This is a genomic window from Pseudomonas huaxiensis, assembly GCF_003231275.1.
Lineage (GTDB): Bacteria > Pseudomonadota > Gammaproteobacteria > Pseudomonadales > Pseudomonadaceae > Aquipseudomonas > Aquipseudomonas huaxiensis.
The window spans coordinates 20,130-34,740 of record NZ_QKVL01000052.1 but is presented as its reverse complement, the minus strand read 5'-3'; the positions used below and the strand labels follow the sequence as shown (position 1 = coordinate 34,740).

At 60.1% G+C, this 14,611-nt stretch carries 11 protein-coding genes; 1 reads left to right on the top strand and 10 read right to left on the bottom strand.

The genetic code is table 11. The annotated features are described in order from the left end of the window. Positions 1-77: 77 nt before the first annotated feature. From DM374_RS29130 to tssB, 10 genes are all read right to left on the bottom strand, one after another. Positions 78-614 (bottom strand): DUF3304 domain-containing protein, encoded by a 537-nt coding sequence (locus tag DM374_RS29130; RefSeq protein WP_110973018.1) that lies wholly within the window; start codon positions 612-614, stop codon positions 78-80. Between the two features lie 21 nt (positions 615-635). Beyond that, positions 636-1,406 carry a DUF4123 domain-containing protein gene (locus DM374_RS29125; protein WP_110973017.1) on the bottom strand — a complete coding sequence of 257 codons (771 nt, stop codon included), beginning with the start codon at positions 1,404-1,406 and terminating at the stop codon, positions 636-638. Beyond that, positions 1,403-3,814, bottom strand: a complete 2,412-nt coding sequence (locus tag DM374_RS29120) for a type VI secretion system Vgr family protein (RefSeq protein WP_110973016.1) — start codon at positions 3,812-3,814, stop codon at positions 1,403-1,405. The genes DM374_RS29125 and DM374_RS29120 overlap by 4 nt, the downstream gene beginning before the upstream one ends. Positions 3,815-3,816: 2 nt before the next feature. Continuing rightward, on the bottom strand, positions 3,817-6,477 hold the full coding sequence (gene tssH / locus DM374_RS29115; protein ID WP_110973015.1) for a type VI secretion system ATPase TssH: 2,661 nt from the start codon (positions 6,475-6,477) through the stop codon (positions 3,817-3,819). Positions 6,478-6,626: 149 nt separating this feature from the next. Continuing rightward, positions 6,627-7,118 (bottom strand): Hcp family type VI secretion system effector, encoded by a 492-nt coding sequence (locus DM374_RS29110; RefSeq protein WP_110973014.1) that lies wholly within the window; start codon positions 7,116-7,118, stop codon positions 6,627-6,629. A 15-nt stretch (positions 7,119-7,133) separates the two neighbouring features. Then, on the bottom strand, positions 7,134-8,858 hold the full coding sequence (locus DM374_RS29105; RefSeq protein WP_110973013.1) for an OmpA family protein: 1,725 nt from the start codon (positions 8,856-8,858) through the stop codon (positions 7,134-7,136). Between the two features lie 7 nt (positions 8,859-8,865). After that, entirely contained in the window at positions 8,866-9,543 is a 678-nt protein-coding gene (tssL, locus tag DM374_RS29100; protein ID WP_110973012.1) for a type VI secretion system protein TssL, short form, read from the bottom strand. Next, positions 9,540-10,895, bottom strand: coding sequence for a type VI secretion system baseplate subunit TssK (tssK, locus tag DM374_RS29095; RefSeq protein WP_110973011.1), 1,356 nt, complete (start codon positions 10,893-10,895; stop codon positions 9,540-9,542). Before tssK ends, tssL begins: the two co-directional genes overlap by 4 nt. 24 nt (positions 10,896-10,919) lie before the next feature. Then, the gene (gene tssC / locus DM374_RS29090) at positions 10,920-12,458 is read right to left on the bottom strand and encodes a type VI secretion system contractile sheath large subunit (RefSeq protein WP_110973010.1); all 1,539 of its coding nucleotides are present in this window, start codon (positions 12,456-12,458) and stop codon (positions 10,920-10,922) included. Between the two features lie 37 nt (positions 12,459-12,495). Further along, positions 12,496-12,999 (bottom strand): type VI secretion system contractile sheath small subunit, encoded by a 504-nt coding sequence (tssB, locus tag DM374_RS29085; RefSeq protein ID WP_110973009.1) that lies wholly within the window; start codon positions 12,997-12,999, stop codon positions 12,496-12,498. A gap of 645 nt (positions 13,000-13,644) precedes the next feature. On the opposite strand from tssB, the gene speB reads away from it, so the two are divergent. After that, entirely contained in the window at positions 13,645-14,601 is a 957-nt protein-coding gene (gene speB, locus DM374_RS29080; RefSeq protein WP_110973008.1) for an agmatinase, read from the top strand. Positions 14,602-14,611 lie beyond the last annotated feature (10 nt).

The window sequence follows — 14,611 nt, the reverse complement described above, 5'->3', positions numbered from 1 at the left end:
CGCCTGAGCAGCAGGGATAAACAACGCGCCAGCTAATCCACAAATGACAATGCGCCTTGCTTGAACGAAGAAACTCATCATGAAGCGTCTCCCGTGGATGAATCTCCGGTCACAGGGCATGACTGCGGCTTCGGGAGTTTCAACGGGGTTTTGATCGGGTACTCAGGGCTGCCATAGCGATGGCAGGAGGTGGTGACCTGGATTTCGTCACATGGCAGGAAATGCACGGTCAGGCCGCAGGTGGGCTGGCCGGTGTAGTCGGGGATGGGGACTTGTTGGGTGTGTTGGCGCTTTTGGGAGTTGACCCGCTCCCTCCACTCCAGGTACTTGGGCCAATCTGCAAATCCAGGAACATCATCTGAAAATGCGATGCCTGTTTCCCAATCAACACGCACTGTCATCCCGGGTTGCCACTTCCCGGACACACTGTAGTGACCACCTCCACCGCCCTGCCATGGCCCGATGGTGTCCAGCCCGGAACGCCCGTCAACGCTGAACTTGTTGATCGCCCAATGGGTATGGTTAACCCCCTCGATGATCCCGGCCTGGGCCAAGGGCGGTGCAAGAACGGCAGCCCCACCGCACAGGGCCAGCAATATTGAAATCGTGCTCATGTTGCGCATCACAGGTTCTCCTTATCCGGCATGAATCCGGTCAAGCACGAAGGCTTGCCGTTGCGTGTCCACCATCAATCCGGCCTCATCGGCTTCCAGCATCGCGGCATAGCAAGCCTGGAAGCGTTGCTCCGCCCCCCACTGCGTCGGCAACCCGGCAGCCAGTTCGCTGAGGGCAACCCAGGTATCGCTGGCGCAGCAAAGGCGGTCGAGTTGCCTGTCGCTCAGCTCGATGGTTTGAAAGTGGTAAAAGCCTTCGGCGGGCGCCGCCGTCCCGGTCTGGTGGCGGGGCTGGCCATCAAGATCGAGCCAGCTCCAGAACACCGCCGGGCAGAGCAATTGCCGTTGCTGGTCGGGATCGAGGACATGGCTGAATAGCAGCGGAAACAGGCGCGGATCGTAGTAGCGCAACACGCCGCCACGACCACCGTTGAGCACTTCAAGGCATTGGCTGAGGTAGGTACCGAGCCGCTCGAATGGCCACCGCGAGACCAGCGCCAGCAGGCGCGACTGATCGCCGAGTTCGTGGATCAATTCTTCCAGCCAGAGGCGCTGCAGCGGCTGGTGCAGATCAATCCTCACCAGCAGTGGCCCCAAGTGCGCCGCCCCCGATTCCGGCAAGGCGTCGAACAGCATCCGCCAGGGCATTGCCGGTTCGAATTGCTGGATGCCGGCCAGCAGCGGTGCCTGGCAATTGGCCTGGTCGATCAGCAGGTCGAGATGAGTGCTGGCAACTTGCGCGCAACCCGCTTCCAGCAGGTCAAGCCATTGCTCGGGATTGGCGATGTTCATGCTGCGCCCTCCCTGGCCATAAAGCCGCGCGCAGCGGCCTGGGCCTTTTTCACGCACGCCTCGCACACCGCCCCTGGCAACTCCGAAGTCGGCAGCGTCGCCAGCTCGAAGCTCTCGCCACTGGGCGGTCTGAAGCGGTGCTGTCCGTTGAAGCTGATCAGCCCCGGCGACTTGATATGAATCTCGCCTTCCGGCGTCAGGCGCAGGCTGGCGCCGCCGCAACCAAGGGTGATGCCGTTCTTCGCGGTGATCTGCACATGCCCCTGCACTGCCTGCACGTTGATGTCGCGCTGGGCAATCAGGTTGAGCAGGTCGCCGTGGGATTCGATGGCCAGCGGGCCCTTGCCGGACACCAGGCGCATGCCTTCCTGGCGGGCCAGCAGCGAGATGCTGTTTTCGGCATGAGCGAACAGGCGCTTGGCCGTGGCCAGGTTGATCTCCCCTGCGCTTTGCAGGTAGGCGCTTTCACCGCTTTGCAGCAGCAGGCTGGCCGGGGTCACGGCGGCGATGCCTTTGGGGGCGCTGAGCAGGATCGCCGGGTCAGTCAGTTGCGTGGCACTGTCCTGAAGCTGCTGGAGGTTTTCCATGCCCGCCTGAAGGCTATGGTGGGCGGCGCTGAGGGTGCGCCAGTCGTCGACCTGCTGCCGGGCCCGTTCGATCTGCGCGAGGGCGTCGCCCATCTCCAGCACTGGCCCTTGCGCCTTGGCCTGCGTATCCGCACTGATGAACAGACCCTTGCCCGCCCGCAATGCGCCCCAACCATCGGTGCGTAATTCGAATCCTTCCCCGCGTTTCTGCCGCTGCGCATCCACCAGATGCCCAAGGTTCAACTGGCTCTTGCCGCTGTGCTCGGTACTGAGCTTGACGTGCTCCTCCCCTCGCGTGTCGTCCATGCGCAGTTTGTTGTTGGCCGGGGTGCGCAGGACGTTGCGTTTGTGGTTGCGCAGGGTGACGTGATCCGGGTGCCGGTTGTCGTGCAGGGCATGGGCGATGTAGGGGCGGTCCGGGTCGCCTTGCTCGAAGGCCACCGCCACTTCGGTGCCGCAAATCAGCGGTAAATGCAGGCCATGTTTGTTACCGGCGTAAGGCCGGGCCAGACGCAGCCACAGGCTTTCCTGGCCGAGTTTCCAGGTGTCGCGATCGAACAGGAAATTGACCCGGTAGCGACCTTCGATATCGATATGGCCGTAACGATCGTTTTCCTTGTAGCTGGTCACCCGCGCCGGAATAGTGCCGGCCATGCAAGGTTTGGGATGCAGCGGTGGGCGGAAGCACACGCTTAGCGAGTAGGGAATGGCCTCGAAGATGGCTTCAAAGCTGCGGTCGCGTGCGGCCTCGGTTTTCAGTTGGGTGATGACCGCTCCCGGAGCGAAGGCGGCGGGAGCCCCGCCGGAGATTTCCAGCACTTGCCCCGGGGCCAGGGCCGCGCTGCTGGTGACACCGCTAAGTCGGGTGTGGTTGTTGAGGTAGCGTTCGTGGCGCAGGCGCGCGAAAAAATGACCGCTTTCGCTGAGCAGGTCTTCGGCCTGGTCAATGGCATCGCCGAGTTCTGTGTAGGGTTCGGCGTAGTGGTAGCCCTCGCCGTAGGTGGTCTTCGCGCCACGGGTCTGGTCGATTTCACCGTCCAGATGGATGCCGACATTGCGGTGATCGTAGGCGCGTATGCTGACCCGCTGCTCCACCACTGCATGGTGGGTCTGCAACTTCCACACAGCGTCTTGCTCGCTGCTGCTCAGGCCCGATTGCGGGCGATAGGGCAATTCGACGTCGAACTGGTAATGGCGCTGGTCGTCATGGAACTCGACAACGTCGAGCTGCAGGCGATCGTCGGCGGTGATGCGGTACCAGATACCGACCTCGGCCAGCAGGCGGGTGATGAACGCCAGGTCGCTTTCACCGTATTGCATGACCTGCTCGCGTCGCGGGTACTCGCGCACCACCTTGAAGAGAAAGTCCTGCCCCTCGCAGTCGTGGCGGCTGCGCAGGATGGCTTCGACGATTTCCGGCACCGACTGGTGCTGGTAGATGCGGTACTGCTTGCCCCGACCGAGCAAGGCCAGACGCGGTTCAAGCGTGATTTCGTAGCGCGCCTCGTCGTTCGAGCCGGACAGGCGATTGAAGCTGGTAACCACGCCGTACAGCGTGCGTAGCGGTTTGACCGGGGGCACGCTCATGCCCCGGAAAAGCGGCTTTTGCGGCGCGCTGATCAGGCTGAAGCTGGCGTCGCGGCCGAGCATTTTCTCGGCGGCAATATCAAGGTCGGTAGAGGTGAATTCCACGCGGTAGTGGTAGGGCTTGCTCAGTGCCTCCTTGCCTTCGAACGCGAGGACTTCGAGCGCTGCGTCAAGCCGGTGAACGCTGAGCTTGTGGCGGCTGTGGTCGAAAAAAGTGCGTAGTTCTCCGAGCATGATCAGGCCTCCGTGGTCGCGGGCTGGAACGCATCCTGTGCGTCCACAAAGTGCAGGCTGATGCCATCAGCATCGCTGTAGCCCAGGGTCACGGCCCGGGTTTTCTGCTGCGTGGCCTGACGTTGCAGCAGTTGCTGGCTGAGTACCGGCAAAATCTGCTGGTTGAGCAGGCTGTCGATATTGCGCGCGCCGGTATCTGGCAACAGGCAGGCGACAACCAGGGCGTCGTACAGGGCCGGATCAATCACGCAATCGAGACCGTAGTGGCGTTGAAGCCGTTTGCCGACCTGGGCCAGTTTGATCGCGACGATGCGCCTGAGCGCATCAGCGCCCAGGGGGCGGTACACCAGGGTCTGAAAACGTGCCAGCAAGGCCGGCTGAAAATGCTCGCGCAGGATGGGCCGCAGCAGTTCCTGCAATGCACTGTCCGGGAGGTCCGGTCGCTCGTCCAGGCTGCACTGGAGCACGTCACTCCCCAGGTTGGAGGTCATGAGGATGACCGTGTTGCGGAAGTCGATTTCGCGCCCTTCACCATCACGCATGAAGCCGCGATCAAAGACCTGATAGAACAGGTTGAGCACGTCGCGATGGGCTTTTTCCACCTCGTCGAGCAACACCACGCTATAAGGCCGCTGACGCACGGCTTCGGTGAGCACACCACCCTGACCATAACCGACATACCCCGGAGGCGAGCCTTTGAGCTGGCTGACGGTATGGGCTTCCTGATACTCCGACAGGTTGAGGGTGATCAGCGACTTCTCGCCACCGAACAAGCTGTCCGCCAGGGCCAACGCCGTTTCGGTTTTGCCAACACCACTGGTGCCCACCAACAGGAAGACTCCCAGCGGCGCCTTGTCGTCCGTCAAGCCGGTCCTGGCGGCGCGCAGGCGTTGTGCAAGTGCGGCCAACGCCTGATCTTGTCCGATCACTCGCGCTGCCAGTTGCTGCTCCAGCGTCAGCAGGCTGACCTGTTCATCCTTGAGCAGGCTTGCCAGCGGTACCCCAGTCCAGTCGGCGATCACTTCTGCCACGCTGCGAGCATCAACATCCAGCGAAAGCAGCGGCTGGTTGCCCTGGGCTTCGCGCAAGCGTTCCTGCAGTCGCGCACACAGCTCCCTCTGTGGCGGCTCAGCCTGACGGGCATCAAGCAACGCCTGCGTCAGGTCGAGTTCTTGCCGGTACTGGCTCTCCAATTCGATCTGCTGCGCAGCAAGCTCGTCTCGATGGGTGGCGATTGCCGCCAGACGTTCAGACGAGTAACAGCCGAGTTGCGCGTCTTCTTCCAGTGACTGGCGCTCCAGCAGTAAAGCCGCCTGCGACGACTTGAGACGGACCAATGCCTGGGGCTCGCAGTCCAGGCTCATGCGTACCCGGGCACTGGCCGTGTCGAGCAGGTCGACGGCCTTGTCCGGCAGGCGCCTACCCGTCAGGTAGCGGCGTGACAAACTGACTGCGGCCTGCACGGCCGTGTCCTGGATATGCACGCCATGGTGACTGGCATAACGATCCTTAAGGCCGCGCAGCATGAGGCTGGCGTTGGCATCGTCCGGCTCATCGACCTTGACTATCTGAAAGCGGCGTTCCAGCGCTGCATCGCGCTCGAAGTACTGTTTGTATTCGCTCCAGGTGGTTGCCGCGATGGTGCGCAATTCACCACGGGCCAGGGCCGGCTTGAGCAGGTTCGCGGCATCCGCGCCACCCGCCTGGTTGCCAGCACCGATCAGGGTATGGGCTTCATCAATGAACAACAGCACCGGGGTTGTCGACTGCTGCACGGCATCAATGACGTCTTTCAGCCGTTGCTCGAACTCCCCCTTGACCCCTGCCCCCGCTTGCAGCAGCCCAAGGTCAAGGGTACGCACGCACACCGGTTTGAGACTGTCCGGGACCTCACCCTGAACGATGCGCAAGGCCAGCCCTTCGACCAATGCGGTTTTGCCTACCCCGGGATCACCGACCAGGATCGGGTTGTTCTTGCGCCGACGGCTGAGGATATCGATGACCTGACGGATCTCATCGTCACGGCCAAACACAGGATCGATCTGCCCTGCCGCGGCTTTGGCGGTGACATCCTGGGTAAATTTATCCAGCACCGCTCGCAAGGCCTGGTCATTGATGGCGGTCGTGGCGGTTGTGTCGCCCGCAACGAGTGACGTCGGCGATGGCAGCGCCATGTCCTGCCGTGCCTGTGGCCGCTCTTCGGAATCCTGGTCCAGTAGTGTGATCAGTTGGCGCAACTGTGTCTGGCTGAGGCTGAACAGTGGCCACGCGGCCTCGCAATCGACGAGAGCGGGCGTCTCCAGGAGCGCCCCCAGCAAATGCACTGAGCGCAGGCTTTCGCTGTGCTCATCCATCGAAGCCAGCAGCCAGGCGTTGGTGATCAATTGCTGCAACTTGCCACTGAGCTGAGGTTTGCCATGGACACTGCGCGCAAGGGTATCGAGGTAATCAAGCAATCCCTGCCAGAGCGCGTCCATATCCCACTCATAGCGACGCGCGATCAATGCCAGGTCGCCCTGCCCCTGCCCCAGCAGCTTGAGCAGCCAGTGCTCGACCGTAATTTCTCCATGGGCGCGCGTTTGGCACAGTGAGGCCGCCGCTGTCAGCGCCTGAGCGCAAAAAGGATTGAGGCGGCGAAGCAGGCGAGTGGGGTTCTGTGCCATAGGAGGCGTCCTTGTTCTGAATTCTCAGCATGTCGTCGGCGAGCACGCCGAAGGAAACGTCGATGTGTTTGGCTGAGCGCCCGCGTACGGACGCTCAACCCAGCACACCGGAAACCGGCAGGCATCAACCTGCCTGCCGGCCCGCAGCATCAAGCGCTCTGGCGTTCGCTCCAGGAGTCGGAGTGGATGATGTTGCCGTCCTTGTAGGTCCAGGTGACCTTCTCGTAGCGCAGTTCGACCTGCTCCAGGTGGTTGTGCTTCTCTCTGGACGGGTCCTTGACGTCGTGCATTTTCGGCGCAACCTTCACGACTTTTACGTTTTCCAGTTTGGTCACGAAGTACTCGACTTCCTGACCGGCATCGTCAATGCGATACCACTTGAACTCAGCGCTCTTGAGGGTCTGACCGGTAGTCACCGCCTTGTAGAGGTAGGGGCTGGAAGCATCGATTTCCTTGCTGAACAAGAACGGGGTGTGTACCCGCGTACCGGTCAGCTTGCCGGTGTTGTTGTCGGTGGGGATGTACAGACTGTGGTCCTGGGCGACCACCTCGATACTGCCGACGCGGTTCTGCACATCCACCGAACCTTTGATTTCTGCGCCGCCGTCATCTTGCAGCCACAGGTAAATTGGAATAGCCATGTGAAGCTCCTTTTCTCAGAAAATGAATGCCGCGGAGTGCGACAGGGGTTGCAGGTCTGATTCGGCAATGGAAGGCATACATGCCCCCGCTTCCGGCACCAGACGAATTTCGACGCGACGGTTGGCCGAGCGCCCGTGCTCGGTGTCATTACTGGCAATCGGCTGGCTGGCACCAAAGCCTTGCACCGCAAAACAGCTATCAGGAATGCCGCCCATGCGTAGCATCCAGTCGTGCACCGCCGCGGCGCGGGCCCGGGACAACTGCAGGTTGTGTTCTGCGCTGCCAGTGGCGTCGGTATGCCCGGAAATAACAATCAGCCAGCCTGGCTGTGCCTTGATATCGACCAGCGCATTGATCAGTACCTTGGTGGAGTCCGGCTTGAGCTGCGCACTCCCCGTGCTGAACAGGGAAAGGCTGTCAAGACGCACAGACTTCGATGGTGCGGCGGGCACGGGAGCCACCGGTGGTTGGCGGTGACTGGCGATGGTTGCCAGCAACGGCAAGCGCACACGCTCACCGCGATACAGCCCCAGGCCGAGTGACCACGGCGCGCCATGTCGGTAGTAGAGGTCCAGCCGGGACGCGTCCTGACGAAGCACCGCCAGCGCCTCTTCCTGCAACACGAACGCAGGGCGCTCCACGTTCATTGCCGGTGACATGTAGCGCCGCAGGTCGTCACTGACCTGGCGTATCAGCAAAGTGTTTTGCCAGGCTGAACTGGTCAACGCGATCAGACTGGCGACCACGAACAACCACAGCCCTGTCAAGCGTGTGCGCTGCCCTTGGGAGCGTGGCGCAGAGAGGGGGAACACGTGCAAGACGGCATCTGGAAACGGCAAGGCAAGCCCAGGTGAAACGGCTTCGGTCCCGGTCAGAGCGATCTTGTCTCTCAACCACTGCTGCCTGAGATTACCCTCGGTACGTTGAGCCAGCGCTGGAACAAGGGAAATAGCCCAGGCAACCGGGCTGCCAGACTCGCGAAACCGCGAAGCGACAAGGTGAGGCATGACCGCTTCGCCCAACCAGGCCGCGGCGCTGTCCAGTTGTACGCAGGCTTGCAGTCGCGCGGCGTAAGCAGCAGAGTCCGCGGCCTGGAGCTGCCAATCGGCCAGACTCAAGCAGCCTTCGGAACCGCGCACCCTCGGGTGGGTCTGGCCGGCCTCCCAACTGAACCAGGACCCGCAACCTTGCGAAGCCTGCAGATAGCTCACCATCAGCAGCGGCAGCGCTATGCCGCGCTGACGAACCATGGCTACCTGATCTGCAATAGCACGTATCTGATTCACCAATACCGCGTTGTCAGCATGTTCTTCGGGATTGAATACCAACATGACACTGAGCTGCGCGCCCCACTCCGGACGAACGACCTTGATACTGGCAATTATCGACTGCAGCCGCTCGGGGGTTGGCACACGTACATAGCACCCCTGCTCCGTGACGCGCAGGGCAAGCTGCTCAACGGGAACCGGACCAAACAGGTCGATCAGACCATCACCGCAGACCATGACCACTGGCTGCTGGTAGTTCGCGGGCGGCAAGGAAGCGCTGCCAGCCAGATCCGACAACTCATCCTGCTGCGGGGCACCTCGCTTCGCTTGCCTCCAGGCCCGCGCGACGATAACCAGGACTGCCGCGACAACGACCAGACGCGGTCCGACAGCAAGCGGAACAATGGTGAGCAAGACCAGCGCCAGCGCGCTCGCCCACAACAAGAGAACTCGAGTCTGTTTGTGCGTCATGAGGCCCTCACGCCTGACCAGGCAAGAGCGTGGCAACTGCATCGTCCAGCATGTGGTCGAGCCCCCACCAGACACCAACAACCAACAAGACCGCTGCAACAACGTGAAGCAACGATGACCGCAATCCAGCCAGGGCACTCCAACGACGACCACCAACAACCTGCGTTGCCAGCGAGTGACCAATCCCGAGGGGTGGGACCAGAGCATTGAGAGCGGCCAGCAGGTGCTCGCGTTCAGGGTCGTCAACATCGCGATAGCGTCCCTTGAAACCAAGCATCAGTACCCGCTGAAACACCGTCAGCACCGACAAGTCCGGCGCCGGCTCACGAAGCACGGCGCGCATGTCTTCATACAAGAACTCGCCGGCCTGATGCCGACTGAAAAACTTTGCCTGCAAGGGCTCACTGGCCCAGCCCGCGTGGATATCGCCTTGGGCGCAACTGAGCACGGTTTCATCAAGCAACGCGCACTGCGCATGACTGATGTAGTCGATGCTGCGCTGATCCAGGCCGGCCGCCTTGAGGCCTTCGCGCACATGCTCGATCTGAGTCTCACAAAGCTGTCCCAACGCTTGACCGTTCTGGGTAAAGCCCCCCTGTCGAAGTTCGACTACCAACAGGTAGCTGTCTTGCAATAACGCATCGACGTTCACCACAGTCGGGGTCGTTGTGTTCGATTTGTTCATGTGCGCAGCACCGCAAACAGTTCGAGCTTCACGTCGACCAGCGTGCTGGGAACGTAGAAAGCACAGACACCTTCGGCGAGCATGGTTCGTGCCTTGGCATGAGTGAGGTCGAGGGCGAAGTACTGGTTCTCCAGGCGCAGCGGTATTGCCGCCGGTACATGGCTAAGCGACTGCAGGGGAACACCGTCAAGCGCAGCATTGACCAGATGATTGACATCGTCCGGCGCCCCAACCTTGCACAAGCGAGGGAACTGACTCTGTATCTGGGCTGCGGGGAGGCGGCAGCGTACCGACAGGTAAAAGTCGGCCCCATCAGGTTCGCGCAATCGCGCATCACCGAGGGTGACTTGCCAACGGTTGGCGCCTCGCTCTTCCAGCTCCAGGGCAATGACCCGCGATGGCAAGCTCGCCTCGAGCAACGTGGCAATGGTGCGCATCAAGGGTGCGAACACCAACTCGAGTTGGTCGTGGCGATAGGCAGGAATCTGGTCCATGTCATGGTCCAGGGAGAACGTCAGCAGGCTGCCGGCCAATCTGATCAGATCCTGATAGACCTGCTCGGGATGTCGCGCGGGATGGAGCTTGAGGTCCGCGAGCACAGGCTGGTAGGTATTCAAGGCATTGAGCAACCAGAACAACGAAACATCGGCGACGGCGAAGTCCGCCATGCGCTGGTTGCTCTCCCTGCGCATGCCCATCAGGCGCTGGCGCTTGGCAGACAACTGGGTCAACAGATTGTCCAGTTGCGTGACCAGTCCCGGATGCGCAGCAAAGCTGAGCAACGGCGGAACATAGGCAGGGTCCAGACTCCAGATACCCTGTACATCACGCACTAGACGAGCGACAGGACACGTCATGTAATCGGCGTTTTCGTCATCGGCCAGGCGTAACGTCAGCACGTGCTCAAGCACGCCGATCGATTGCACCTCATCTGCGTAAACGTCCTGCACTTCGTTCCAGGCTTGGCGATAGCGCGTCGGTCGCTCGACCCTGTCGCCATCGAACAGACAGTTGCCGCCATTGGCCTGTTCCAGCGGCAACGCCAGCAGTAACGTAGCGTCAGACCGGTCATCGGACAGCAGCCGAGCCAGGTCCACCGCAGCAGGAAGACGATCGACCCGGTCAGTATCGATCAACGTGCCATCCGGCAGACACAGCCGCAGACTGGTCGCCTTGAGCTTGCCAAGACGCAACGCGTCCAGGTCGAACGCGGCAGACTGCACCCCCCAGGGATGCACCAGTGACAGGTGGGAAACGCAGTGGTTGGTCCACGCCTCCCAACGAGCCTGCTGCTGGAACTGCTGCGGAGACAATAATGCTCCCGCGGCCCATAGAGGGCGGTCGATTTTCATGACAACGCTTCCCTGGAGATTGACTCAGGCCTTGGCCTTGGGCATTTGCGAAACAAGCGACAAGTTGACGTCCATACCTTCAACCTGAAAGTGCGGAACGGCATACAACTTCACTCGGAAGAAGCCTGGGTTGTCGTCAATGTCTTCCACGATCACTTTGCCGTCACGCAAAGGGTGCGATGCCTGAAGATCGTCACCCGGATCAGTCATTTCGGTGACCAACCCGCCGATCCATTTATTCAACTCCAGTTCCAGCAAACGCCGGTCTTTAGTCGTGCCAATGTTTTCGCGCTGGATCAACTTGAGGTAATGGGCGATGCGTGACAGCAGAAAAATGTAGGGCAAACGCGCATTGATGCGGCTGTTGGCCGTTGCATCAGCGGTGTCATACAGTGCGGGCTTCTGGGCCGAGTTCGCCGAGAAAAAGCAGGCGTAATCACGGTTTTTGTAATACGACAGGGGAATGAAACCGAGGTTGGCAAATTCAAACTCGCGTGTTTCCGGAATCATGATTTCCGAAGGGATCTTGACCTGATTCCCGGTACCAAGGTCATACAAATGGATGGGCAGATCGGTGACGGCGCCACCGGATTGAGGCCCACGTATCTGCACACACCATCCGTTGGCAATAAAGCTTTTGACCATATTGGCGGCAAACGCAAATGCGGCGCTGACCCACAAATATTTTTCATGATCAGGCCCTTTCACACTCTCAACATAATTGAAACTGCGCACGGGGGTCGTGTCGGGCCCATAGGGCAGTCGCCCCAACACCCGCGGCATCATCAAGCCGACGTAACGAGCGTCGTCACTTTCAGTGAAGCTATTCCACTTAATGTATTCCGCACGATCCAGATAGTTGCCAATATCTTTAATGGCAGCAACTTCTTCCATGGTCGTCTTGCCGAAAAACTCCGGACCGACCGAGCCAATGAATGGCATATGCGCTGCAGCCGCAACTTTCGAAACATTGCGCAACAAGGCGACATCCTGCGGACTGCAGTCAAACTCGTAATTGGAGACAGCAGCAGCAATCGGCTCCCCTCCCGGCGTGTCATATTCCTGGGTATAGGTATGCAGATACAGCCCGCTCTGGGCAATTTCCGGCGCGTCGTCGAAGTCCTGCACCAGATGTTCTTTACTGATATCCAGCAACTCGATTTTGACGTTCTGGCGAAAATCGGTTTGGTCGATCAACGACTTCACGCCACGCCAGGTTGACTCGACGCGCTGAAAGTCCGGGTGGTGCATGACCATATCGAGTTGTCGGCTGATTTGCGCATCCAGCGAAGCAATGTGCTCATCCAGCAGGGCTCTATCCAGGCGATCGACCTTCCTCGCCGACTGTTTGAGCAGATCCATGAATACGCTAACCGAGGCAGTGACCCGCTCATCAGCAGAAACTTCTGACAATACTTCCGGATTCTGAAACGCATCAATATCAGCCAGCGCTGCAACCGGACTAAGATTGATTTTATCGAACAAGGCGCTGTATACGCCCTGGCTGTTTTCGGACAACACAGCAGCGCCGCTCGATTGCTCGGACGAGTGTTCTAAAGACATGATGAGACTTCCCGTAAATCAAACCGATACGAAAGGGTTAGCGATCGCCTTGTGGCGTCAGAGCGGTCAATTCGGCTCTCAATTCAGCGCTTAGCGCATCATCCTTGAGGATGCGTTCCAATTCATGGCGAAAGGTCGCGTTGTCCAGCAGATTCGACTTGAGGTCGCGCAGCAGGTTGCGCATAGCCAACAGGGCACGCAACTGCGGTATTTGCCGCGCCACTTGCTCGGGTTCAAAGTCTTTCATGCGCTGAAATTGCAACTCGACAGCGGTATCGGTTCCATCATTGAGCAACGCGTTGTCAACCGCCAACTTGAGACCGGGAGAGAACTCCGCCAACACGCTATCAAAATTGTTTTTATTGATATTGACCTTGGCACGTTCAGACAACGAGCGCTGCTCTTTGCCATTGCTGTAGTCGCCCATCACCATCAATTTGAGTGGAAGTTCTACTTTCTTCTGAGCACCACCGGTGTGCAGATCCAGCTTTATATTGACCCGAGCCTTGGGCACTTCATTCTGAAAACTACTTGACGCCATGATTCCTCCAGACACTTGCCACTACAGCAAATGCCAAGCAAGTATGAGCAGGACAGGAATTCGCAGCCTCAGTCAGGCCAAGTCATTAACTGCCATCCTCAAGCAAACCGAATTCCCTTTCAATCGATAACCAAGCAATCCCACCCTGCTTGGGAACAAATTCCGACCTACAATGATCCATTCCACATATACATGCCACCCACCTCAGAACGTTTGGGATAATTCCCACGAAATTTAAGAAAATACCTACACCAAAGAAACCCACACTTAACCTTTTGCAAAACCCGACTTGCGCAATCCGGGATTTATCCCCGCCTCGTCTGTTCTTACTCTGGCCCCAGGCAATCCAAAAACAACAACAAAGGTCTGATGCCATGCACTGCTCTCGCCGAGACCGCGTTCCATAAACGCGGCTTGCTGACAGGCCGCCCCGCGCTAATGCCTGTCAGTCAAACCTCTTGCGGCCCTTCGCGAGCAAGCTCGCTCCTACAGGCGCGTCGTTTTTGTAGGAGCGAGCTTGCTCGCGAAGGGCCCCAAGAGGTTTACCTGACTGGCATTACCCCGCGCGCTGTCTTTTACCCTGCCCTCCCGAACGACAACACCAACGATGTCGGCCCTTTGCTGCGGCCGATGCGGAGACTTGCGATGAGTACTGATAACCCTCAACCGATCGATGCAGCCCTGGTCCCACGCTTCGCCGGGATCCCGACGTTCATGCGCCTGCCGGCCTTCGAGGACCCGGCGCAGGTGCGCATCGGGCTGGTCGGCGTGCCCTGGGATGGCGGCACCACCAACCGGGCCGGCGCCCGGCACGGGCCCCGGGAGGTGCGCAATATGTCGAGCCTGATGCGCAAGGTGCACCACGTGAGCCGGATCGCGCCGTATGACCTGGTGCGGGTCGGCGATCTGGGCGATGCGCCGGTCAACCCGATCGACCTGCTGGATTCGTTGAAACAGATCGAGGGCTTTTTCAGCAAATTGCATCAGGCCGGCGTGGTGCCGCTGTCGGTGGGCGGCGACCATCTGGTGACGCTGCCGATCTTCCGCGCACTGGCCCGTCATCGGCCCATCGGCATGGTGCATTTCGATGCGCACTCGGACACCAACGACCGCTATTTTGGCAATAACCCCTACACCCACGGCACGCCGTTTCGGCGGGCGATCGAAGAAGGTCTGCTGGACCCGCACCGCACCGTGCAAATCGGTATTCGCGGCTCGATCTATTCCGCCGAGGACGAAGCCTTCGCCGAGGAATGCGGGATCCGCGTGATTCATATGGAGGAGTTCCACGACCTCGGCGTCGCCGGGACCCTGGCCGAGGTGCGCCGGGTAGTGGGTGATGAGCCGACCTACATTACCTTCGACGTGGATGTGCTCGACCCGGCCTTCGCCCCCGGCACCGGCACCCCGGAAATCGGCGGCATGACCACCCTGGACGCCCAGCACCTGATCCGTGGCCTGCGCGGCCTGAACCTGGTGGGCGCCGATGTGGTGGAGGTTTCGCCGCCGTTCGACCTCGGCGGCGCCACCGCGCTGGTGGGCGCGACCATGATGTTCGAGCTGCTGTGCATCCTCGCCGACGCACTGGCCGAACGCAGCTGAACCCAGGAGA